Genomic DNA, 22569 nt, shown 5'->3' on the forward strand with positions numbered 1-22569 from the left:
CCCGTATCCCTCCGGGTACGTTCATCCGGAGCAGTTCCTTCAGGCCGGGTGCCTGAAACAATTATAGCCCCGAAGGATCTAACTTTGTAAACTATAGTTTACATGTTCAGGACAGATTCCCGGATGATAACGGGGGCGGCCCGATCCCATGGAGAAGAACGAAACCCCAGGCACTGGAACAGGACCGGTCAAAAAAGGCATCGATTACAAGTGGATCGTGCTCTCGATCACGACCATCGAGATGTTCATGGTATCCGTCAACGGCAGCATCACCTTGATCTCGCTGCCCGCGATCTTCAATGGCATCAATATCGACCCGCTCACCTCGTTCCAGTACCTGATCTGGGTACTGATGGGGTACAGCCTCGTCACCGCAACACTGCTCCTCAGCTTCGGCCGGCTCTCGGACATGTACGGGAGGGTGAAGCTTTACAATATCGGGTTTGCCATCTTCACCCTTGGATCCATCCTGCTCTTCCTCACGCCGGACAAGGGTGACGCAGGCGCCCTCGAGATCATCGCGTTCCGTCTCGTCCAGGCCGTGGGCGCGTCGTTCACGTTCTCCAACAGCGCGGCAATCCTCACCGATGCATTCCCTCCTGATGAACGGGGCAAGGCGCTGGGACTGAACACGATGGCGTTCCTGTCAGGCCAGTTCGTGGGACTCATCCTCGGCGGCATACTCGCGTTCTATAACTGGCGGTACGTGTTTCTCGTCAGCGTGCCGGTCGGCATCCTGGGCACGGTGTGGGCATTCCTGAAACTGAAGGAGACACCGTTACCGAAACGGGCCCGGAAGATCGATGTCTGGGGCAACATCACCTTTGTCGGCGGGCTGACCATCTTTTTGATCGGTATCACGTATGCCCTGCTCCCTTACGGGCAGGACCCGATGGGATGGGGCAGCCCGTGGGTCCTCGCATCGCTCGTGATCGGCATCGCCCTCCTGGTCGCATTCCCGTTCATCGAGAGCCGTGTCGAGGACCCGATGTTCCGGCTGAGCCTTTTCAGGATCCGGGTATTTTCCCTCGCGAACACCGCCGGGTTCCTGAGCGCACTTGCCCGCGGAGGCATGATGTTCCTCCTGATCATGCTGCTGCAGGGCATCTGGCTGCCACTCCACGGGTACAGCTACGAGTCGACACCGTTCTGGGCCGGGGTCTTCATGCTGCCGCTCACCGCCGGGTTCGTGATCATGGGCCCCCTCTCGGGCTGGCTGTCGGACAAATACGGCTCCCGGTGGTTCGCCACCTCCGGTCTGCTCCTCATCGCCTTCTCATTCCTGATGCTGGCCATGCTGCCCTATAATTTCGAGTACCCGATCTTTGCCATCGCACTCCTGATCATGGGCCTCGGGAATGGCATGTTCGGCACCCCGAACATTGCGGCCATCATGAATTCCGTTCCCCCGGAGGACCGGGGTGTTGCATCAGGCATGCGGTCGATGCTGCAGAACAGCGGGATGGTCATCTCCATGGCCCTGTTTTTTACCGTCGTCATCGTCAGCCTGACGCACCTGTTTCCCCCGGAACTCGCGATATCGCTTACCAACGCCGGGGCCCCGGACCTGATCGTTCCCATGAGCGTAATTCCGCCGACGGGAGCGTTGTTTGCCGCGTTCCTGGGATACAACCCGGTCCATGCGATCCTTGTCACCCTGCCCCAGTCCGTCGTTACCGCGATCAGCCCGGCGACCATGACCACCCTGACCGGCACCACCTGGTTCCCGACAACGCTTGCGCATGCCTTCATGCCATCGCTCAGGATCTCCTTCTACATCGGTGCCCTGCTCTCCGTCATCGCCGCGATATTGTGTTCCATGACCGGGTCACGGTTTGTTCACGAAATCCACGGGAAGAAGGGGGAAACACCCGGGGAGATACCCGGACCCCTGGATAATGCCGGCTGGGATATTGTGGAATAGGAATTGCGTTATGGATCCAAGAGGGAGACACACATTTTCCTGCCTGCTCCGGATTTTTCTTTCGGGGCCACCGGAATCTGACCGCAGTCTTGCCGGAGTTCCGGAATACCGGTGAGATACCTCCTTTCAAAAACTGTAAACTATCACCATATATAAACAGGCCCGGGATGATTGCCGTGCATGAAGATCGTGACTGCCGGAGTATTTGCTTTTCTCGTCCTTGCCATGTTCATCGCCGGATGTTCGTCCCAGGCTCCGGCGGGTCCGCCGGGCACGACGACAGCTCCTCAGCTGAGAACCCCTGCCGGTGCTGTGCCGGCAGCACCCACATACACGATTGCCCTGCCAAGCACACTGTCAGTTCCTCAGTCGCAAACTCCTGCTGGTGCCATGCAGGTAGCATCTACGAACACGATAGCCGGGCCGGGAACACCGGTTGTTATCCCCGCTCCGGGAGAAGGCATCCATAAGATCCAGCATGTGATCATCATCATGCAGGAGAACCGGGCGTTCGACGAGTACTTCGGCACCTATCCCGGGGCCGAGGGCATTCCGATGACAGGAGGTGTCCCCACGGTCTGCGTTCCCGATGTGGCCGGCGACAGCTGCATCGCACCCTACCATGATGCAAACGATACGAATTACGGGGGCCCGCACGGGGAGTATGATTCCATCGCTGACATCGACAACGGGAAGATGGACGGGTTCCTCCGCCAGCAGTACGAGGGAATAAGACTTGCCTGCAACCAGACATCCAATTACACGGACTGCATGGAAAAAACAGCGACCGTGGATGCCATGGGTTACCACGACCGGCGCGAACTCCCGAATTACTGGACCTATGCCGACAATTATGTCCTGCAGGACCATATGTTCGCATCGGCCGCCACCTGGAGCCTTCCCGAACACCTCTTCATCGTTTCCGGCTGGTCGGCACGGTGTTCAACAACCGACCCGATGAGCTGTGTCAATGAACTCCAGGTGCCTGAACGGCTCCTCCTCGATAAAAACGGGACGCCGACAGCAATCCCCAATTATGCCTGGACCGATATCACCTACCTGCTTCATAAGAACAAGGTAACGTGGGCGTATTACCTTGACGAAGGTACCCAGCCGGACTGCGCCAATGACGAGATGTTCTGCGAAGAGCAGCCCCAGCGGGCGGGCGTACCCCAGATCTGGAACCCGCTCCCGTGGTTTGTCACCGTACAACAGAACAACGAGACGGCAAACGTCCAGTCCCTGGATAATTATTTTGCCGCAGTGAATAACGGGACGCTCCCGCAGGTCTCGTGGATCACGCCGAATAACCGGGTCAGCGAACACCCGCCCAGCAGCATATCAACCGGGCAGGCCTACACGACCTCGATCATCAATGCCGCCATGGAGGGCCCCGACTGGAACAGCACCGCGATCTTCCTCGCATGGGACGACTGGGGAGGGTTCTATGACCATGTCGTGCCGCCGCAGGTGGACGTGAACGGGTACGGGATCCGGGTCCCGGCTCTCGTAATCAGTCCGTACGCAAAGAAAGGGTACATCGACAAACAGACACTCAGCTTCGATGCGTACCTGAAGTTCATTGAGGATGATTTCCTCGGGGGAGCACGCCTTGATCCGTCGACCGACTCCCGTCCTGACCCGCGGACGAGCGTCCGGGAATATGCCCCGGTCCTTGGCGACCTGAGCCGGGACTTCGATTTCACGCAGGAGCCGCGTCCCCCGCTCCTTCTCCCGGTGTACCCCAATTCGTCAGCAGGCGGGGGGAATGCCGGCAGCTAAACGCTCATCTGCGAATGTGAGAAAAGAATGGAAATTGCAGGAGAATTACGGCCATGAAACCAGGTCACGCGTGGACAGTGATCATTGTTTTCCTGATTGTTGCAGCAGGGTGCACGTCCGTTAAAACCGGAGTAACTACGGCCCCTGCCACGACAACCGGGCTGGCTACCGTCCCGGCGGCCCCGGGAGAGGGGATTCACAAGATCCAGCACGTGATCATCATCATGCAGGAGAACCGGGCATTCGACGAGTATTTCGGCACCTATCCCGGGGCGGACGGGTATCCCATGCAGAACGGGGCCCCGGCTGTCTGCGTCCCCGACCCGGATGAAGGACAATGCGTCCCCCCCTACCATGACCCGAGGGATGTCAATTATGGCGGGCCCCACAGCCAGTACGAGTCCGAGGCCGACATCAATGACGGAAAGATGGACGGGTTCATCGAGCAGGCGGAGATCGCGATCAACAACACCTGCACGCGGGCAGCCAACCCCGGGCAGTGCATGCGTGCCGTTGCAGAAGAGGCCGAGGTCGATGTAATGGGGTACCATGACCGGCGGGAGATCCCGAATTACTGGGAGTACGCGGACAATTATGTGCTGCAGGACCGCATGTTCGAGTCCTCCGCCTCCTGGAGCCTCCCCTCCCACTTGTACATGGTCTCGGCCTGGTCGGCACGGTGCAAAGCCGGCGACCCGATGAGCTGCGTGGATGCGCTCCAGGGCCCTCAGCGGCTTATCGTTTCCGGGAACGGGACCATCACGGAGGTCCCGGATTATGCCTGGACCGACATCACGTATCTCCTCCACCGGAACAACATCACATGGGCGTACTATCTTGCCGAGGGCGACCAGCCGGACTGCGCCGATGACGCGATGTTCTGCCCGCTCCAGCCCCAGGAGGTTGTCGTGCCCCAGATCTGGAACCCCCTGCCCTGGTTCGATACCGTGCGGGAGAACAACCAGGTGAAGAACGTCCAGGCGATCGACCGGTACTATGCCGCGGCACGGGCCGGGACCCTCCCGAAGGTTGTCTGGATCACCCCCAACCAGACCGTGAGCGAGCACCCGCCGGCCCGGGTCTCAGTCGGGCAGGCCTTCACGGCCTCCATCATCAACGCGGCGATGGAGGGGCCGGACTGGAACAGCACCGCAATCTTCCTGACATGGGACGACTGGGGCGGGTTCTACGACCATGTCGTCCCGCCGAAAGTCGACCAGAACGGGTACGGGATCCGGGTCCCGGGGATCGTGATCAGCCCCTATGCAAAGAGAGGCTATATCGACCACCAGACGCTCAGCTCCGATGCGTACCTGAAGTTCATCGAGGACGATTTCCTCAACGGGACGCGTCTTGATCCTTCCACCGATGCCCGTCCCGATTCCCGCCCCACGGTCAGGGAGAATGTCCCGGTCCTCGGAGATCTCACCAATGATTTTGATTTCAGCCAGGAGCCGCGGGCTCCGCTGGTGCTCCTGCCCTACCCGGAAAAATAGATTTTTGCCCGGGACTAAAAGGGCCGGCGCTCTTTCATCCAGTCATGGGAAAAGATCTCTGCCTCGCCGCTTACGATCCCCCCGGCAATCTTACCGGCGACAAATTCTGCTGAGTCCAGCGGGTACGGGCCGGTCGGTTCCTGTTTGTCTTCAGGCACGGGAACTGCCCGGATGGTGTTCTTCTCGAAATTGGTGAGGGTAATGTACGGGTAAACGACGGAGACGACAATCCTGTCAGCCGCCAGTTCCTGCCGGGCAGCGAGGCTGATGCCGGCCAGGGCCCGCTTGGACGACGAATACGCGCTCATCCCCGGCAGGTGCATCAGTGCGGTGCCGGAACTGATGTTGATAATCGTCCCCCCGCCCTGCGCCCTCATGACCGAGATCACCTGCTGCATGGCGACCAGCGGGCCGATCACATTCAGGTCGTAAATATATCTGAACGTGCCGGTCTCGGTCTTTTCCACCGGCGCGTCATAACCCTGGCCCGCATTATTGACAAGGATGTCAATCCTGCCAAAATAGTTCTTCGCCCTGCTGACCATCCTTTTGATCTGCGGTACCTTTGTCATGTCGGCGGGGAAGGCCTGTGAACCGGGCAGTGTCCGGGAAAGCTCGTCAAGCAGGTCCTGAGATCGCGAGACGAGCCCGACCCTGACACCGTTCTCTGCAAGGAGCCGTGCGGTCGCACGGCCAATTCCCGACGAAGCACCGGTCACGATAGCAGTTTTTCCCTGTAATTCCGGATAATTTTCATTCATGGTTTTATCACCTCCTCCTCATCTACTGGACAATGAACTTCCCGGTCATGAGCGCCGGGTGGACATCGCACCGGAAAAAATAGGTGCCCGGTGCCGCAGGCGCATTGAACCGGTAGACTGTATCCTGTCCCCCGGTAATAATCGCCCCGCTGAAGATCGTCGTCTTCGCATCCGCCGAGTCGTATACGGCGAAATTGTGGGAGATGCCGGTAACCTGTGAAGACCCCGAAGGCTCCCGGTTGTGGAAATTGACGACCACAGACGCACCGGCAGGCACAATGATCGTGGATCTGTCAAAGGCCATTTTGGCTGCGGTAAGTTCGATCGTAACGGTCTGCCGTGGCCCGCCGGCAGTTGTCGGATTCGGAGTGTTGCTATAACCACCACCGGCACTGGTACACCCGGCAATGCAGGTGAAGGCCAGTACCATCAGGACAATGAAAAGAACCGGATTGCGGAGTCTCATAGTTGCGATTTAGGGATCGTCCTTGGTAATAAGCATATGTACCGTGACACACCGGCAGGCGATGCCCGGATCGGCGGGGCGAACCCGTTGCGACTATTATTTTCCGGAGTTCTCCCCGGGAATCCGGTATTAAATCCCCTTTGAAAGATTATACTGCTGGATCAGTTTTGCACAAAGGATGAAGAGCAGGATTACTATAACAAGGACAATTACATCAAGAACTGCGGGGTAGACCGCATTGCCGTTGATCGCCCCGTTAAACAGGTCAACGAGATAGGTGAGCGGGGAGAGCGACGTGAGCATCCATTCCCAGTCCCCCAGCTGGTTAAGGGGGATAAAAATACCACTGACAAATATCAGGGGAAGGCGGATCAGGTTGGAGACCATCATCACGTTGGAGGGATTATTCATCGCCGGGGATGAGAGCAGGGTGCCGAGGGATGCAAAGGTGAATGCCCCAAGCAGTAATGTCACTACCAGAAGCCCCGGGTTTGAGAGTGGCAGGTGAAGGATAAGCGACCCTGCACTCCAGACAATCGTTGTGATAACGATCCCGAAGAGCGAACCTGCAAGGATATCGCCAAGGATGATACTTTCAAGCGTGACGGGCAGGGACAGGAGTCGCTCATAGGTCTTCTCCCGTTTTTCCCACGGTGTGATGAGCGGCCCGGTGGATGATGAGGAGAAGAACAGCATCATACCAAGGAATGCCGGGAAAAAAAGAATAAGATTGAGGTTCCGCCCGATAAAAAATGTCAGGAACATGATGAAAGGGAAGAGGAGACCGAAGATCACGACTGCCCCCTTGTAATAGTAAATCCGCATATTCTTCTCGGTGACTAACAGGACGCTCCGGGCAAATATCCTGAGATCCATTACGCGCCTCCCGTGAGCTGGACGAACGCCTCTTCAAGCGTCGGGGTCGATGTCGCAATGGAGAGGATCCTCAAACGTTCCCGTTCCGCGAGCGCTGCACAATATTTTACTGTCTGGTCCGGATCATCCGTATACAGCCGCCACTTGTCTCCGTGGGGCTCTGCCCGGGATATTCCCCCCTGGGAAAACAATTCCCTGGTAACCGGCTGTTCGAATGCGATCTCGACATAGTTCGCCCGGTCAAAACTCTTCTTGAGCTTCTCCGGGCTGCCCGTTGCTATGATGGCTCCTTTGTTGATGACGCTGATGATCGTGCAGAGCTCGTTTGCTTCCTCGATATTGTGCGTGGTAAGAAAGACCGTACTGCCCTCGTCATTCATGCGCCGGATCGTATCGATCACCAGTCGGCGGCTGAACACATCCAGCCCTCCGGTGGGTTCATCAAGAAACAGAACCGGTGGCGAGGGGACGATGGCACACGCGATGCTGATCCGCTGCCGCATCCCTTTTGAGAAGTTGCGGACAATGTCATTTCTCCGTTCGGAGAGTCCCAGGTCTGACAGGATCTCGTCTGCCCGCTTTTTGCGGGAGGCACTGTCCATGCCGTAGAATTTTGCCGTCCAGAGAATGTTCTGTTCAGCCGTCAGATCGCTGTAGACCGTGCCATTCTCGGGTATAATCCCCATCTTCATCTTGGCTTCGAGCGGGTTTTTGTGGATATCAATCCCGCAGATCCGGGCCGAACCGGCATCCGGTGTCAGTACCCCGGTCAGCATCCGGATGGTGGTGGTCTTCCCGGCACCGTTTGGTCCGAGAAAACCGAAAATTTCCCCTTCCTCAACCGCGATGCTGACATTGTCAACTGCCTTGAAAGACCCGAATGATTTGCTGAGATGATCTGCTTCGATAATTTCCATGCGTGATGTCCGGAATCAAGATTATCAGGCAGAACCATATGAGGGTATCTGTCAGCCTGTCACGGGTAACGCTATGACCCCGGCGATTCCTGTGACCCCGGGTCTCCTAGACATCCATCACCCGGGCCAGCCACTCCATATCCCTGAAACCCCCCGGCAACCGCCCGAAAGGTACAAGAACAAACAGGGTGTAATCTCTCAAAGATCTGATGGATACCCGGCAAAAAATCATTATTTCTGTTCTCATGCTCGGGACCCTGATGGGATCTCTTGATTCCACCATCGTCATCCTCGCATTTCCCACCATATCGGCAAGCCTCCACGCGGACCTTGTCACAACCCTCTGGGTGATCCTCATCTATCTTCTCGTCGTCGCCGTCTGCACTACCCAGCTCGGGCGGCTGGGAGATATATATGGCAGGAGCCGGATGTTCAATACCGGTTTTTTTGTCTTCACGCTGGGCTCGCTCTTCTGTGGTTTGTCACCAGCGATTTCCTGGCTGATCCTGTCCCGGGGTATCCAGGCATTCGGCGGGGCACTGATGCAGGCGAACAGCGGTGCGATCATTGCCGATACCTTCCCCCCGAATGTGCGGGGAACGGCATTCGGGTATATTTCCCTGGGCTGGACGAGCGGGGCGATGCTCGGTATTGTGCTGGGCGGAATAATTACGACCTATGTGGGCTGGGAATACATCTTTTTCATCAACCTGCCGATCGGGATCCTTGCCACCCTCCTCGGGTTACGGTATGTGAAGGATACGGTCAGGGCCGATGCACACCTTGACATGACCGGTATGCTCCTCCTGGGCACGGCACTTACGCTGGTCTCCTATGCCGGGGTCGACTTTGCCGGCCAGGGTGTGACGGGACTCAACAGCCTCTTCTTTGTCCTGGGTCTGGTGGCAATTGTCCTGTTTCTCATCTATGAATTCAGGTGTGCCCATCCCATCATCGACTTTGCAGTTTTTAAAAACCGGATCCTGAAATATTCCATCATGGCCGCATTTTTCTTGAGTCTTGGCTACCTGTCCGTCGTGTTTCTTATCACGATGTATCTCCAGGGTATCCGCGGGCTCTCGCCGCTCGATGCCGCACTCCTCCTGACCCCGGGGTACGTGGTGGGAAGCCTGCTCTCCCCCATGATGGGCAGGTTTTCCGACCGGTACGGGGCCCGGGTCCTTGCAACCTCCGGTGCGGCGATGCTCTGTCTTGCAACGCTCGGCTATCTCACGCTCCAGCTCGATACCCCCCTCTGGGTGGTTCTCGCTGCTTCCGGCATCTCCGGTATCGGGTCGGCGATGTTCTTCCCGTCAAATAACAGCGCTGTCATGGCAAATGCACCGCAAGGATCCTTCGGTGGGATCTCGGGGGTCCTCAGGACCGTGCAGAACATCGGGGTCCTGGGAAGTTTTGTCATTGCCATCACCGTGGCCTCCGCATCGATCCCGCGAAGTGTTGCCTTTGAAGTGTTCATTGGCACGACCAATCTTGTCGGCGGTGTCTCGGAGGCATTCCTCCATGGTATTGACGCCTCGCTCTGGGCCTCGATCGGTATCATGGGAATTGCGGCTGTCCTTTCCTGGATGAGAGGACACGAGGTACGGCACTCAGAACCGTAGGAATTGCACATAATCCGGCATGACGGATCGTCTCCAATGGTATCCAGACGCCGGCTCAGGACTCATGGCGATATTATATTTTCGGGAGTTCGCTGTTTGATTCCTCCGGATTTTTTTGATGACGGGATGGAACCTGGCATTCCTCCGTAAGCAGGGGGTCGGACAGGTACAAATCGATCCCCAGCGGAAGAGGCTGTCCGGGAAGTTCACGTCAGAAATTTAATGGTTTGCAGGATTACTCATGGCCCCTGTATTACAGAGTACACCGCCCGACCCCCCCAACCCCCTGCATTTTTTGGCAGATTTTTTGTATATTTTTAGGTAATTTTATGACGGGAATTTTGTGAATAGGCGGGATAAAATCCAGCTGAATGCGAGAGGGGGGGTCGGACGGTGTACCTTCAGTGGCAGGCTGGGATTTCTACGAAGATCCAGGGTGAGGGCGGTTTGACGAGAACCTTTAACGTTTGATTATATTGGAATATCTCATTGTTTTGGTTTGAAAAGACAATCCACCATATGAAAAATATTTCAAAAATTATTTACCTGATCAAGTCATTTTTTTGTTCTGATTTTTATATAAAACCCGGAGATGTCATGATCCAGTTTCGTGGAATATTCGCCCTGACGTTTCTTGTTGTCGGGGCGCTGCTGGCAGCAGGCTGCACATCCTCATCACCTGCTCCTGTTACTCCCGCTGGAAACATAAGTGTCTCGACGATACTAACTCCGCCCGTCACGATAAATCCCCCCACTGTAACACCGAATGTCACGGAAACCGTTGAGCAGGTGACCTGGAACACCAGCAGCGAAAATTTTACCTCCTGCGTCCCCCTTGATATCCGGGAGCCGGAAATCACTATCGATCCGCTCCCCCATCATTATGTGGGAGATACCTTCACCATCGGGGGAACCACGAACCTGCACCCGCGGGAGATGATTACTGCAGGGATTTATGCGACTGAATTCAGACCCTGTTCCATCGGTTCTTGTAGTGGAGGAATCAGCAATACAATTGCAGTTGTCCCAGGAAATTGTAATATCAACACCTGGTCCTGGGTTATCGATACTTCACAATACGGTCTCCGGCAAGGGTATCCTTATGTTCTTGATGTAAAAGGAAGAAACGGTCTCGTGGAAAACAGCAGTCTTTTCAGCGTCTGGAATATTCCAAAACCCAACATTACCTTCAACCTTCCGGAGAATGATCCAAATGAATATGCCATCCGGTTCTCCGGCCAGGTGAATACCGGGAATGGCCCGGACGAGAAATTATTGGTGAAGATCTCTTCGGATTCCGGAGCCAAAGTCAGCTACACGATTCCCGTGTTTCTCAATGGAACAGGATATTATTGGAATTTTACCCTGAAGAAGTCCGAAATAACCCCGTATAATTTCTATACCGTGAATATAACCTCCCTGACCAATCCGGAAATCGGATACCTCAATACCTTCATGTACAACAACCTGCCCGAGTACAATTAATTCCCACGATCACCTTTATTTCATATCACATCAATAGTTACAGACCCAAGCTTGGAACCCTCATCAGGAGGGACGGCATGGTGCAAAGACTATGGCAGAAGTGGTCGAGGTTTTAGTACCCGGCGGAAAGGCAACGGCAGGTCCACCCCTTGGACCGTCGCTTGGACCACTCGGTATCAACGTGAAGGCCGTAGTCGACGAGATCAACAAGAAGACCGCATCCTTCAACGGCATGCAGGTCCCGGTTAAGATCGTAGTCGACGCAAAGAAGAACTTCACGCTGACGGTCGGTATCCCACCGACCACGGCACTCATCAAGAAAGAGGCCGGTATCGAGAAAGGATCCGCAGAGCCCAACGTCAAAGTGGCAGGCAATCTGCCATTCGAGGCCGCTGTCAGAATTGCCAACATGAAACTCGAAGGCATGCTCTCCTACGAGCTGAAGACCGCAGTCAGAGAGGTCATCGGCACGTGCGTCAGCATGGGAGTCACCGTTGACGGCAAGAAGGCCAAAGAGGTCCTCGCCCTCATCGGAGAAGGCAAGTACGACAGTGTACTCGTGAAATAAACAGGAGAAAACCATAGGAGATCGGAAGGTCGCAGAACTATGGAGGAAACTGATGGTTGATAGGGCTAAGATTTTAGAAGCCGTGAAAACGGCTGTTGAAAAAGCGCCTAAGCGTAAATTCTCTGAGAGCATAGATATTACCATCAATCTCAAGAATATCGACATGGCGCAGCCGAAAAATCGTATCGACGAGACGATTATGCTCCCCCACGGAACCGGTGAAAGCATCGGCATCTGTGTCATCGGCAAGGGAGATATCGTCACCCAGGCAAAGGATGCCAAGGTCGACCTGATCATCGGCCCTGAAGAAGTTGAACGGCTCGGCGGACAGCCCCGCGAAGCACGGAAAGTTGCCAGCAAATACCGGTACTTCCTTGCAGAGACGGCGGTCATGCCCGGTGTCGGACGGTACTTAGGTCCCCGGCTCGGTCCGCGGGGCAGGATGCCGATGCCGATTACCAGCGGCCAGGACATCCGCCCGATCGTGGAGCGCCTGAAAAACTCGGTGAAGATCAGGACCAAGGACAAGACGGTCTTCTCCACCAAGGTCGGCACAACCGCGATGAAGCCGGAGCAGGTCGCCGAGAACATCGAGACGATCGTCAAGCGTGTCGAATCCGTTCTCGAACAGGGTCCGCTGAACGTCCGGTCCGTCTTTGTGAAGACAACGATGGGCCCCGCAGTGAGGTTGGGATAATGGCGTTATACACCCACCACCTTCCGGCGTGGAAGAAGGACGAGGTCGCTGACATCAAGAAGAACGCGAAGCAGTACAAGCTCATCGGGCTTGTCGACATGTACGGTATCCCCGCACAGCAGGTGCAGCAGATCCGCAGGAACCTGCGGGGAAAAGCGGTCATCAAGGTGACGAGGAACACCCTGATTGAGCACGCGTTCAACGAGATCGGCGGGGATGTCAAGAACCTCACGAAGTTCATCTCCGGTCACTCGGCGATCATCTTCACGAACGACAACCCGTTCAAGCTCTTCAAGCAGCTGGAGAAGACCAAGACAAAGATGGCGGCAAAGCCCGGCGAGAAAGCGCCGGAAGACATCGTCATCCCGAGCGGTCCGACCAGTTTCAAGCCGGGCCCGATTGTCGGGGAGCTCCAGCAGGCCGGCATTCCCGCAGCAATCGAAGCGGGAAAGGTCAGGATCAAAGAGACCAAGACAGTCGTGAAGAGGGGCGGCGTCATCTCGGCAAAACTCGCCGCGGTGCTCGTCAAGCTCGACATCAAGCCGATGGACGTAGGACTTGCCCTGCAGGTCGCGTTCCATGACGGCAGCATCTACGAGCCGTCCGTGCTCGCAGTTGACGAGACCGTCATCCTCGGACAGATCGCGCTTGCCAGCAGGCAGGCACTCGCCCTGTCGCTCGAAGCAGCGATCCCGACGAAGGACTCGATGGACGCACTCCTGACGAAGGCGGTCAGGGATGCCCGCGGTCTTGCGATCGAAGCAGCGATCTACGAGAAAGACGTTGTCGATGCGATTATCGGTAAAGCGTACAGAGAAGGCCAGGTCATCAAGAGCCTGGTAAAATAATTTAATTGAGGTGTATTAAGATGGAGTATATCTATGCAGCACTTCTCCTGCACAAGGCAGGCAAGAAGGTCGATGAGAACGGCGTCAAGGCAGTCTTGGCCGCCGCAGGTGTGGCAGCAGACGAATCACGGATCAAGGCACTCATTGTAGCGCTCGATGGCGTGAACATTGAGGACGCGATCAAGGCAGCAGCAGTCGCCCCGGTCGCAGCAGCAGCACCCGCAGCAGCAGCAGGTCACGCAGCACCCGCCAAGGAAGAGCACAAGGAAGAGCACAAGAAGGAAGACGAAGAGAGCGGCATGGCAGGGCTCGGTGCCCTGTTCGGCTAAGCTTTTTTTTCTCCAAGAGGTTCGTCAGAACCTCGGGAAAGAGAAGATTTGCAGAAGCAAATCTTCGAATTTCGAAAAGTAATCTCTGTTTTAATCTATCATTATCTGCCAGAGGCCCCCCACCCACCGGTGCACGATTGGGAATACCTTGGCAAGATACGCGAAACCCGGTTACCTGATATACACGACTCTCTTCACATCGCTCACACTCATGCCATGCGTAAGACCGGTCCCGTACATGATCCCGATCGCCTTCAGGTCGGCATAGGTCAGGTTGACATTGGTATTATCCTCCCCGTAAAAGACACTGTCGGGGTATTTCTGGGTGTCGCCGACAAACCCCAGCTCGTAGAAGAGGCTGCGGACGATGGTGTGGTTGCGCACGTCGCCGTTCAGGTTCGTGTTGATGTAGATCGTCCCGTGGGTGGTTTTTGCGGCAGTGACACCGTCCAGCCGGAACTCCCGGTTGGTCAGGTCCTCGGACGTGTTGAGGGCGATCCCGTCCATGCCTTTTTCCGAAATGAACTTGATCGCAATATTCCCGTTCTCCTCCTCTTTGATCTGCTCGGACAACTGGTTGGTCTGCGACATGCTGTTGAACTCCCGTGCTGCGGTTTCCAGCAACGGGATATCGGCATCGTTGTTCGCGGTCACCGATATGATGATGCGGCCGTTGTTCTCCGTTGCGTTCCACCGTTCGAGGTACGCGTTGCCCGCCCCGTAGGCAAGGTCCATGAAATGCATCTTGATATCGTCCGAGGATAGCTGCGCGGTGGCCTGCGCTGCGGGTATTTCCGTAGTCGGTGATGCGGGTGTCATGAGCGACGGGGAGGTGGTCGCTGCGGGAGTCATCTCCGGCGCGGAAATCCCGAAAGGAGTCTCGGTGATTTGCGGGAGTGTTGCCGCCGGGGCCGGGGAGTTGGCCGGGGCGGGTTCGGGCGCTGTTCCCCCGGTAATAATCCAGGCAACACCGATGGCGATGATGAAGATCCCGGTGAGGAGGAATGCCCAGCCCGTTTTCATACGTTCTAAGTTCATCACTACGGATTTTAAGCCTGTTTATCGTATTCCGGTTTCCGGGCCCTGTGCATCAGACCGGCATACCTGTGTAGATGTTGTGCTTTGTCGAGACGATCTTCACGCGGACCTGCCCCGACTCCTTCTCGCAATTATACACGGAGACCACACGGTTGCGGGCGACCCCGAGCATCTCGCCATGGATCCAGCCCGGCGCCCGGATCTCGACCGTCACTTTCTCCCCTTTTGAGAATGCGAGCGGCACGAACGGGCGCCTCACCGTGCCAAAGTCCCGTTTCGCATCGAGCCTGAGGACGAGACCGGACTCCTCCTCCCACGGTTTTATGCTCCGGTTGAAGAACTGCCACCAGCTCTGGGCCTTCACCCCTTTAGGCGACCTGCCGTACCGGTAGTGCTCGAACTTCTGGATGCCGAGCGGGGGGAACCGTTTGCCCGCCCCGCACTCCTGCGCGAACCGGATCAGCCTCGGGATCTCGGCATCGTTGATTCCCGGGATGTAGACCGGGGCGATGAGGAGGTCGATCCTGCTCCGGGCAACGGTCCGTGCCGCTTCGGTTACCTGGTCGATATCGAACCAGTCGACCCCTGCCAGCACCCGTGCAATCGCCGGGTCGAGGGCGTGAAGCGAAAAATTGATCCGGTCTAGCCCGGCGGACTCGAGGGCCGCAATTTTTGCCTCATCGAGCAGGGTGCCATTGGTCTGGAGCGAGATCGTGCTCACGCAATCGATCCCGCGGAGTCCCGCGACCAGCTCCGGGAGCCGGTGGTACATGAGGGGCTCCCCGGGGGAATCGATATGGCACTCGACTCCCTCTCCCTTGAACCGGGCGATCTCCTCTACCGCCCCGAGCAGGTACTCCATCTCCACTTCGTAACTGGTGGCACGGGTCTTCGATTCCGGCCCCGCGTCAACGGAGCAGAACGGGCAGTTCAGGTTACAGCCGCAGCTCGGGCGCACCTGAAGGATATTGGTGCCTCGGTCGATAATGCCAAAGTACAGGGAGCCGAGAAGGGGGATCCCCGAGGCTTCCGTGATCCGGATGTGGGCCATTGTAAGGAAAGAGCTGCACCGGCCGGTCAGCAACTGCCGGGCCGGAGCCGGTAACCGATCCATTCGCCCCGGTCGGGTACCGGCACCGGGTTCTCGATATGCGCAAAGACAAACTCCAAGGCGTCCTGGTCCACGACGCTCCTGCCATTTTTCTGGCAGTACCGGACGAAGGCATCGGACATCGATGTGCAGGGTACGTGTCCTGACGGGTCCGCGAGCAGAGCTTCCTCATGGAACCGCCAGATGCCCTCGGACTCGATGTCCTCGTCCACGAGCGGTTTTGCAAGGGTCTGGTCCACCTCATCCACGGCGTCCTGGTGATGGGAGACGCGTTCGAGGTCCCGGTAGTAGTCAGTGACGAGGGTAAGCCCCTGGCGGAGGTCGTTGAGGTCCTGCTCGAGGCTCCTGAGCTTCTTCTCCGTAGTGGTTATCTTGTCAGGTGGCTCCATTGCTCGTGATCCATGATTTTGTTTTTTGGATGATAAAGGAGTCGAATGTACGGCATTCTGCATGGGCAGAATAAATAGGGATATTTTATAATCCGGTATTAATGACACACTATCCATTCTGATTGTGGTTTTCGGAAGGGTATCACTATGAGGACAGTGTGTTATTGTTTGTTATTGCTGGGGATCGTCCTGCTCATCGGCTGTGCAGGTGCGCAGGCCCCGACAGCGGCGTTCAGCGGGACGCCGACAAGCGGTGTAATACCGCTCAACGTGGCATTCACGGATCTGTCGACCGGTGGCCCCACCGGCTGGGCATGGTTTTTCGGCGACGAGAATTTCACGGCACCGTGGTCACTGGTGAACGCGAGTCCCGGGTGGCTGGCCAGGAGATGGCACAGCAGCGTAGTGATGCCTGATGGCAGCATCGTACTAACGGGTGGTCAAGCCATCGATGGATCAAAGAATGATACATGGAAGTCTGCGAATAACGGCACTACCTGGACGCAGGTGAACGCGAGTTCCGGGTGGCCGGCACGGTACGGTCACAGCAGCGTGGCGTTATCGGACGGCAACATTGTGCTGATGGGCGGGTATGACGGTACCAATTATATGAATGACGTCTGGCGGTCCACGGATAACGGTACAACTTGGGCCCTGGTCAACGCGAGTCCCGGCTGGTCTGTACGAAACTTCTTCAGCAGCGTGGTGCTGCCGGACGGCAGTATCGTGCTGATGGGCGGTCTAAGTCAATTTGGCCAGGCAGAGCAGGACGTGTGGCGATCGACGGATGATGGCTCGACATGGGGGCGAGTGACCCCGAGCGCCCAGTGGGCGGCACGGAGTGAATTCAGCAGCGTGGTGCTGCCGGACGGCAGCATCGTCCTGACTGGCGGTGCAGACAACGTTATCGGCTATGAGAATGAGACGTGGCGATCAACGGATGGTGGTGCGACCTGGACCGAGATGAACACGAGTTCCGGCTGGCCTGTACGAAACGAACACGCCAGCGTGGCGATGCCGGATGGGAGCATCGTGCTGATGGGCGGTTGGAATCCCTCCACCGGTTTCCTGAATGACGTATGGCGGTCTACAAACAATGGCTCGACGTGGACGGATATAAACGCGAGTGCCGGGTGGACACCAAGAGGCAGCCATACCGGCATGGCGATGGCGGATGGCAGCATTGTGCTGACGGGTGGTGCCGGAACCGGCGGTGATACGAATGAAACGTGGCAGTTCGTGCCGAAAGGGTCCTCGGCACAAAACCCGTCTCATATCTATAACACCCCGGGGAGTTATCAGGTGACGCTCCAGGCGTACAATATCAATGGCTTCAACAGCACGCGGAAGGCCGGGTACATCAATGTGGTGCCGCCAGTGGTCGCTGATTTCTGGGGAACGCCCACTTTCGGCCCGGCCCCGCTGGACGTCGCGTTCATGGACAATTCAACCGGCCAGCCTATTTCCTGGAACTGGACGTTTGGCGACGGAAACTTCTCCCACCTCCAGAACCCTGTCCACCGGTACCTTACGAACGGCAACTTCACGGTCTCGCTGAACGTCACGAACGTGCAGGGATCAAACAACCTGATCCTGACAAAATATATCCAGGTGACCCCGCCGCTCGCACCCCCGGTGATCAAGTCGATAACACCCACAACGGGGGTCCGTAATTCCACCGTCTCGTTCACCATTCTCGGGAACAATTTCCAGGCTGGCCACACGACCGCAGAGTTCCGGAACCAGTCCAGCGGACTGATCACCGCCTCGCTCTCATTTATTAATGCCACCAATCTTACGGGCACTGTTGCCATTCCCGCCAATGCATCGACCGGCCTGTGGAACATTCGCGTCGTCACCACAACGAACGGGGAGGCAATCCTCATGAACGCGTTCACCATCAAAAACGCCTCGCCCCCGACCATCGCTGCCATAACCCCGCCGTCCCCGTGGTACCGGAACGCGAGCGTGAAGTTCCTCATCACCGGCACGAACTTCCAGCCCGGCAAGACCACCATCAACTTCACGTACCCGTCCAACGGCACGCAGCTGAACCTGACGCTGGACATGAAGATCCTGATCATCAATACAACCGCCATCAACGGCACGGTAGTGATACCGTATAATGCATCAGCCGTGGCGATGAACGTGAGCGTAACAACGGTGGACGGCGGCAGGGTCTGGAAAGCCTCCGCGTTCACGGTAGCCCCGTTCCCGGCCCCGACCATTGCGTCAGTGGCACCGTCCACCCCGTGGTACCGGAACGCGAGTGTCTTTTTCCTTATCACCGGCACGAACTTCCAGCCCGGCCAGACAATAGTCAACTTCACGTACCCGTCCAATGGCACGGAACTGAACCTGACGCCGGGAATGAGGATCCAGACCATAACGACGACAACGATCAATGGCACGGTTGTCGTGCCATATAATGCATCAGCCGTGGCACTGAACGTGAGCGTAAGGACGCTTGACGGCGGCAGGGTCTGGAAACCCGCTGCGTTCACGGTGGCTGTATCCCCGGCCCCGACCATTGCGTCCGTCACCCCGACCACCCCGTGGTACCGGAACGCGAGCGTGAAGTTCCTGATCACCGGCACGAACTTCCAGCCGGGTCACACAATTGTAAACTTCACCTACCCGTCCAACGGCACGCAGCTGAACCTGACGCAGGGCATGAAGATCCTGATCATCAATACAACCGCCATCAACGGCACGGTAGTGATACCGTATAATGCATCAGCCGTGGCACTGAACGTGAGCGTAAGGACGCTTGACGGCGGCAGGGTCTGGAAAGCCTCCGCGTTCACGATAGCCCCGTTCCCGGCTCCCACCATCGTGTCAGTGGCACCGACCACCCCGTGGTACCGGAACGCGAGTGTCTTTTTCCTTATCACCGGCACGAACTTCCAGCCCGGTCAGACAGCGGTCAACTTCACGTACCCGTCCAATGGCACGGAACTGAACGTAACGGGAATGAAGATCCAGACCATCACCACGACAACGATCAACGGAACGGTTGTCGTGCCATATAATGCATCAGCCGTGACGATGAACGTGAGCGTAAGGACGCTGGATGGCGGCAGGGCGTGGAAACCCGCTGCGTTCACGGTGGCCCAATTCCCGGCGCCGACCATTGGGGCCATCACGCCGGCCTCCGGGTTCCGGAACACGACCGTCGCGTTCACCATCACCGGCACGAACTTCCTGCCCGGTCAGACCACCGTCAACCTGAGTTATCCGGCAAACAGCGAGATTAGTACTACCCTTTACGCGGTCTCGTCCACCCAGATCATCGGGGGCATGCGGGTACCCGGCAATGCTACGAACGGTGCTTGGAAACTCAATGTCACTACCCTTGACGGCGGCCTTACTACCAGACCCTCCGCGTTCACCATCAGCAAATTACCGGCTCCTGCTGTCACAGCCTTCGCCCCATCAGCTGCGTACCGGGGAACAACGGTCTCGTTCATCGTGAATGGCAGTTACTTTGAGCCGGGTGGACTGACAATCGTGAACCTGACAAAGCCCGGCCAAGTCGATATTTCGACGAACCTAACCACCGTTTACTCGTCACAGATCGCCGGGAATTTCACCATCCCGTCAGGTTACGCGACAGGATTGTGGAATGTTAATGTAAGTACCATCGATGGCAATTTTGTAACAAAAGCCAGCGCCCTCAGCGTGCTGTAGGAAACCCGCTTTTTTTTATTTTGCATTTCTGATGGGGGCTGATGCCCCCATACCCCCTTCAGGATAGTCGCCGCCGCCCCCGTCGGGGCGCTGTCGAAGAATCCTGACGGATTCTTCTCCAGTCAATCATCGCTGTGTGACGAAGGAACACGAGAAGAGAGCCATCAGGCTCTCTTCGCTGACGCGACGATTGTCTCCCCGCGGCAGATCAGAAACTAAAAGCAATTTTTAAAAAACCTTCTCGCCCCGCCGTGCCTCGGAGAGGCCCTGATGCGGGGGAGACTCCCCGCTATTGCTTCACATTAGGAAATTTTCCCCCTCAATCCCTCTTCTTCAGCAGAGTCCCTGCATACACGCACTGGCCGAACGAGACGCAACCATCCCCGAGCGGGTACTCCCGGTTGAGAATACACGAACGGCCCTGTGCAGTAACCACCTTTTCGATGGTCGTGCGGATCGCATGGTTGTACGCGACCCCGCCGCTGAGCGCGATCTCCTTCATGCCGTCCCGTTCCGCAGCCCTCACTGCCATCTGCGCAATCCCGCGGGCGAGGTTCTTCTGGAACGAGGCAGCGATCGTGCGGATTGCCCGCTGGTCGCCGGAAGGTGCAGCGAGCAGCTTCTCAAGTGCTGTTGCCACGAGAACCCGGCTGGAGAGTGTCTCGCATCCGTCCCGGGTGGAGAATACCAGTTCCCACGCCTCCGGCTTGCCCCCGGCGGCAGCCGCTTCCAGTTTCATCGCAGGTTCGCCATCATATGTCCGCTCCCGGCAGATACCGAGGAGTGCGGCGCAGGCATCGAGCACCCTCCCGGTGCTCGTAGTCTGCGTTACGTTGAACCCCGAGGCGACCTGTTTTTCGAGGACGCCCAGCTCCACGTCCGACCAGCCGCGGGAGGAAAGGAGCGAGCGGACACGCTCGTCCGGCAGGATGCCGTAGAGCATCCGCTCCGGGAACCGGGTCGCAAGGTCCCCGCCGGGCATCGCCACCGGTTCAAGGTGGGCGACCCGCCGGAGCTCCGGGGCCTGCCCGGAGAAGATCTCGCTGCCCCAGACCGTCCCGTCGTCCCCGTACCCCACACCGTCGATCGCGATGCCGATACAGGGCCCCGTTGTCGTGGCGGCAATGTGGGCCCGGTGGTGCTGGACCGGGACGAGGTCGAGGCCGTGCTCGGCCGCGATCTCGCGGGCGAACCGGGTCGAGAGGAACTGCGGGTGGAGGTCGTGGGCGACCATGTCGAACTTTGCCCCGAGGATCCGCCGGAGGTTATGCACGGTCTCCTCCAGGTATTCGAGCGTCGCGGGGTTGCGCACGTTCCCCACGTGGGGCGAGGTGACGGCAAACCCTCCCTTGTAGATGGTCGCGTTTGCGTTCAGTTCGGGGCCCACGCCGAGGATGCAGTACTTGCCGAGGTCGATCGCTGTCCGTTTCGGGGCGATCCCCCGCGAAAGCCTTATGATGTATCCGTCCCGGACCACCGAGTCGTCGCACCGGTTCACGATCTTCCGGTTGTGGGTGAGGAAGAAGTCTGCGTCGCGGTTCAGTTTTGCCATCGCGGCATCGATCTCCGTGATCATCGGGTAGCCGGGCATGTTCGCGCTCGTCATGATCAGGAGCGGGTGCTTCAGGTGCGAGAAGAGGAGGTGGTGGAGGCCGGTGTAGGGAAGCATGCAGCCGACCGTGTGCAGGTTGCTGATCGCGGCGTGGGCAGTCGGGTCGCGTTTTTCGAGGACCGCGATCGGGTGCACGGGGCTCTCAAGCACCTGCCGGTCCTCCGTCGAGACGATCGTGAGCTGGTCGATATGATCCGGCCGGACCATGATCGCAAAGGGCTGCTCGATCCGGCCGAGCCGGTGCTTGAGCTTGTCCGCAGCCTCTTCAATGCACGCAAGGTGGAACCCGCCGATGCCCCGCATCGCGAGGATGAACCCGGAGTCGAGCAGCCGGGCAGCCTCCGCGACGGGGTCGGGGCAGTCGACCCTGTTCCCGAGCCTGTCGAAGAGGGTGAGGGCCGGCCCGCAGCTGGCGCAGGCAATCGTCTGGGCATGGTGGCGCCGGGAGTGCGGGTCGCTGTATTCCGCTGCGCAGGCCGGGCACATCGGGAACTCCGCCATCGACGTCCGCTCGCGGTCATAGGGAATTTCGCTGATGATGCTGTACCGGGGGCCGCAGTTGACACAGGAAGTAGCCCAGTAGTTCTCGTACCTCCCGCCGTGGGTAAAAATATCGCCGATGCACTCGTCGCAGATCGCGATGTCAGGAGGGATCATACCCGAGAACGAACCGGTGCCGCTCGCGAGGATTGAGAACCCGTCCGGGACGTCACGGTCTGTTTCCGTGCATTCAACAGAATCGATCCGGGCAAGGGGCGGTCCGCGGGAGACTGCAGCCAGAAACTCGGAAAAACGCGCGCCCTTTGCGAAAATCTCCACTTCGCTGCCAAGATTCTTCACCGTGCCGGTGATACCGAACTCGGCAGCCTTTGCAAACACAAAAGGGCGGAACCCGACACCCTGGACAATTCCCCGGACCGTGATTCTGCCTTTCTGCATGATGGTGTCGCAAAATTTT

Annotated in this window: 18 protein-coding genes; 10 read left to right on the forward strand and 8 right to left on the reverse strand. The window is 57.6% G+C overall.

The window, feature by feature from the left end; all coding sequences use genetic code 11:
- Positions 1-148: 148 nt before the first annotated feature.
- From ABSG49_RS00665 to ABSG49_RS00675, 3 genes are all read left to right on the forward strand, one after another.
- Positions 149-1924 carry an MFS transporter gene (locus ABSG49_RS00665; protein ID WP_424024163.1) on the forward strand — a complete coding sequence of 592 codons (1776 nt, stop codon included), beginning with the start codon at positions 149-151 and terminating at the stop codon, positions 1922-1924.
- Between the two features lie 180 nt (positions 1925-2104).
- On the forward strand, positions 2105-3706 hold the full coding sequence (locus tag ABSG49_RS00670; protein ID WP_424024164.1) for an alkaline phosphatase family protein: 1602 nt from the start codon (positions 2105-2107) through the stop codon (positions 3704-3706).
- A 53-nt stretch (positions 3707-3759) separates the two neighbouring features.
- Positions 3760-5202, forward strand: coding sequence for an alkaline phosphatase family protein (locus ABSG49_RS00675; protein WP_424024165.1), 1443 nt, complete (start codon positions 3760-3762; stop codon positions 5200-5202).
- 14 nt (positions 5203-5216) lie between these two features.
- Here the strand turns inward: ABSG49_RS00675 and ABSG49_RS00680 are convergent, their stop codons facing one another.
- From ABSG49_RS00680 to ABSG49_RS00695, 4 genes are all read right to left on the reverse strand, one after another.
- Positions 5217-5963 carry an SDR family NAD(P)-dependent oxidoreductase gene (locus tag ABSG49_RS00680; protein WP_424024166.1) on the reverse strand — a complete coding sequence of 249 codons (747 nt, stop codon included), beginning with the start codon at positions 5961-5963 and terminating at the stop codon, positions 5217-5219.
- A gap of 22 nt (positions 5964-5985) precedes the next feature.
- A complete protein-coding gene (locus ABSG49_RS00685) occupies positions 5986-6429 on the reverse strand; it encodes a cupredoxin domain-containing protein (protein WP_424024167.1) in 444 nt (147 codons plus the stop codon).
- 129 nt (positions 6430-6558) lie between these two features.
- Positions 6559-7305 (reverse strand): ABC transporter permease, encoded by a 747-nt coding sequence (locus ABSG49_RS00690; protein WP_424024168.1) that lies wholly within the window; start codon positions 7303-7305, stop codon positions 6559-6561.
- Complete coding sequence (locus tag ABSG49_RS00695) at positions 7305-8222, reverse strand: ABC transporter ATP-binding protein (RefSeq protein ID WP_424024169.1); 918 nt, start codon at positions 8220-8222, stop codon at positions 7305-7307. The genes ABSG49_RS00690 and ABSG49_RS00695 overlap by 1 nt, the downstream gene beginning before the upstream one ends.
- Positions 8223-8482: 260 nt before the next feature.
- On the opposite strand from ABSG49_RS00695, the gene ABSG49_RS00700 reads away from it, so the two are divergent.
- The 6 genes from ABSG49_RS00700 to rpl12p all read left to right on the forward strand — a co-directional run bounded on the left by ABSG49_RS00700 (position 8483) and on the right by rpl12p (position 13771).
- Positions 8483-9844, forward strand: a complete 1362-nt coding sequence (locus tag ABSG49_RS00700) for an MFS transporter (protein WP_424024170.1) — start codon at positions 8483-8485, stop codon at positions 9842-9844.
- A 597-nt stretch (positions 9845-10441) separates the two neighbouring features.
- Positions 10442-11329 carry a hypothetical protein gene (locus ABSG49_RS00705; RefSeq protein WP_424024171.1) on the forward strand — a complete coding sequence of 296 codons (888 nt, stop codon included), beginning with the start codon at positions 10442-10444 and terminating at the stop codon, positions 11327-11329.
- 91 nt (positions 11330-11420) lie between these two features.
- Positions 11421-11897, forward strand: coding sequence for a 50S ribosomal protein L11 (locus tag ABSG49_RS00710; RefSeq protein ID WP_424024172.1), 477 nt, complete (start codon positions 11421-11423; stop codon positions 11895-11897).
- Between the two features lie 52 nt (positions 11898-11949).
- Positions 11950-12594, forward strand: coding sequence for a 50S ribosomal protein L1 (locus ABSG49_RS00715; protein ID WP_424024173.1), 645 nt, complete (start codon positions 11950-11952; stop codon positions 12592-12594).
- Positions 12594-13442 (forward strand): 50S ribosomal protein L10, encoded by an 849-nt coding sequence (locus tag ABSG49_RS00720; RefSeq protein ID WP_424024174.1) that lies wholly within the window; start codon positions 12594-12596, stop codon positions 13440-13442. The genes ABSG49_RS00715 and ABSG49_RS00720 overlap by 1 nt, the downstream gene beginning before the upstream one ends.
- A gap of 20 nt (positions 13443-13462) precedes the next feature.
- On the forward strand, positions 13463-13771 hold the full coding sequence (gene rpl12p, locus ABSG49_RS00725; protein WP_424024175.1) for a 50S ribosomal protein P1: 309 nt from the start codon (positions 13463-13465) through the stop codon (positions 13769-13771).
- 171 nt (positions 13772-13942) lie between these two features.
- Here rpl12p and ABSG49_RS00730 read toward each other — a convergent pair whose 3' ends face one another.
- The 3 genes from ABSG49_RS00730 to ABSG49_RS00740 form a co-directional block, all read right to left on the reverse strand.
- Positions 13943-14794, reverse strand: coding sequence for a DUF2927 domain-containing protein (locus ABSG49_RS00730; RefSeq protein WP_424024176.1), 852 nt, complete (start codon positions 14792-14794; stop codon positions 13943-13945).
- A 67-nt stretch (positions 14795-14861) separates the two neighbouring features.
- Positions 14862-15923 carry a radical SAM protein gene (locus tag ABSG49_RS00735; protein WP_424024177.1) on the reverse strand — a complete coding sequence of 354 codons (1062 nt, stop codon included), beginning with the start codon at positions 15921-15923 and terminating at the stop codon, positions 14862-14864.
- Positions 15887-16309 carry a hypothetical protein gene (locus ABSG49_RS00740; RefSeq protein ID WP_424024178.1) on the reverse strand — a complete coding sequence of 141 codons (423 nt, stop codon included), beginning with the start codon at positions 16307-16309 and terminating at the stop codon, positions 15887-15889. The genes ABSG49_RS00735 and ABSG49_RS00740 overlap by 37 nt, the downstream gene beginning before the upstream one ends.
- Positions 16310-16456: 147 nt before the next feature.
- On the opposite strand from ABSG49_RS00740, the gene ABSG49_RS00745 reads away from it, so the two are divergent.
- Entirely contained in the window at positions 16457-19999 is a 3543-nt protein-coding gene (locus tag ABSG49_RS00745) for a Kelch repeat-containing protein (RefSeq protein WP_424024179.1), read from the forward strand.
- Positions 20000-20318: 319 nt separating this feature from the next.
- Here ABSG49_RS00745 and hypF read toward each other — a convergent pair whose 3' ends face one another.
- Positions 20319-22550: a carbamoyltransferase HypF gene (gene hypF, locus ABSG49_RS00750; RefSeq protein ID WP_424024180.1), complete on the reverse strand. Its 2232-nt coding sequence runs from the start codon at positions 22548-22550 to the stop codon at positions 20319-20321.
- Positions 22551-22569 lie beyond the last annotated feature (19 nt).

It is taken from the genome of Methanoregula sp., assembly GCF_049510175.1.
Lineage (GTDB): Archaea > Halobacteriota > Methanomicrobia > Methanomicrobiales > Methanospirillaceae > Methanoregula.

Bases quoted from the DNA above. Each gene is read 5' to 3' on its own strand.
- ABSG49_RS00735 (WP_424024177.1), bottom strand. From the start codon at position 15,923: ATGGATCGGTTACCGGCTCCGGCCCGGCAGTTGCTGACCGGCCGGTGC.
- ABSG49_RS00740 (WP_424024178.1), bottom strand. From the start codon at position 16,309: ATGGAGCCACCTGACAAGATAACCACTACGGAGAAGAAGCTCAGGAGC.
- ABSG49_RS00690 (WP_424024168.1), bottom strand. From the start codon at position 7,305: ATGGATCTCAGGATATTTGCCCGGAGCGTCCTGTTAGTCACCGAGAAG.
- ABSG49_RS00745 (WP_424024179.1), top strand. From the start codon at position 16,457: ATGAGGACAGTGTGTTATTGTTTGTTATTGCTGGGGATCGTCCTGCTC.
- ABSG49_RS00730 (WP_424024176.1), bottom strand. From the start codon at position 14,794: ATGAAAACGGGCTGGGCATTCCTCCTCACCGGGATCTTCATCATCGCC.
- ABSG49_RS00705 (WP_424024171.1), top strand. From the start codon at position 10,442: ATGATCCAGTTTCGTGGAATATTCGCCCTGACGTTTCTTGTTGTCGGG.
- ABSG49_RS00685 (WP_424024167.1), bottom strand. From the start codon at position 6,429: ATGAGACTCCGCAATCCGGTTCTTTTCATTGTCCTGATGGTACTGGCC.
- ABSG49_RS00710 (WP_424024172.1), top strand. From the start codon at position 11,421: ATGGCAGAAGTGGTCGAGGTTTTAGTACCCGGCGGAAAGGCAACGGCA.
- ABSG49_RS00675 (WP_424024165.1), top strand. From the start codon at position 3,760: ATGAAACCAGGTCACGCGTGGACAGTGATCATTGTTTTCCTGATTGTT.
- ABSG49_RS00700 (WP_424024170.1), top strand. From the start codon at position 8,483: ATGGGATCTCTTGATTCCACCATCGTCATCCTCGCATTTCCCACCATA.
- ABSG49_RS00680 (WP_424024166.1), bottom strand. From the start codon at position 5,963: ATGAATGAAAATTATCCGGAATTACAGGGAAAAACTGCTATCGTGACC.
- ABSG49_RS00665 (WP_424024163.1), top strand. From the start codon at position 149: ATGGAGAAGAACGAAACCCCAGGCACTGGAACAGGACCGGTCAAAAAA.
- ABSG49_RS00720 (WP_424024174.1), top strand. From the start codon at position 12,594: ATGGCGTTATACACCCACCACCTTCCGGCGTGGAAGAAGGACGAGGTC.
- ABSG49_RS00670 (WP_424024164.1), top strand. From the start codon at position 2,105: ATGAAGATCGTGACTGCCGGAGTATTTGCTTTTCTCGTCCTTGCCATG.
- ABSG49_RS00695 (WP_424024169.1), bottom strand. From the start codon at position 8,222: ATGGAAATTATCGAAGCAGATCATCTCAGCAAATCATTCGGGTCTTTC.
- ABSG49_RS00715 (WP_424024173.1), top strand. From the start codon at position 11,950: ATGGTTGATAGGGCTAAGATTTTAGAAGCCGTGAAAACGGCTGTTGAA.
- rpl12p (WP_424024175.1), top strand. From the start codon at position 13,463: ATGGAGTATATCTATGCAGCACTTCTCCTGCACAAGGCAGGCAAGAAG.
- hypF (WP_424024180.1), bottom strand. From the start codon at position 22,550: ATGCAGAAAGGCAGAATCACGGTCCGGGGAATTGTCCAGGGTGTCGGG.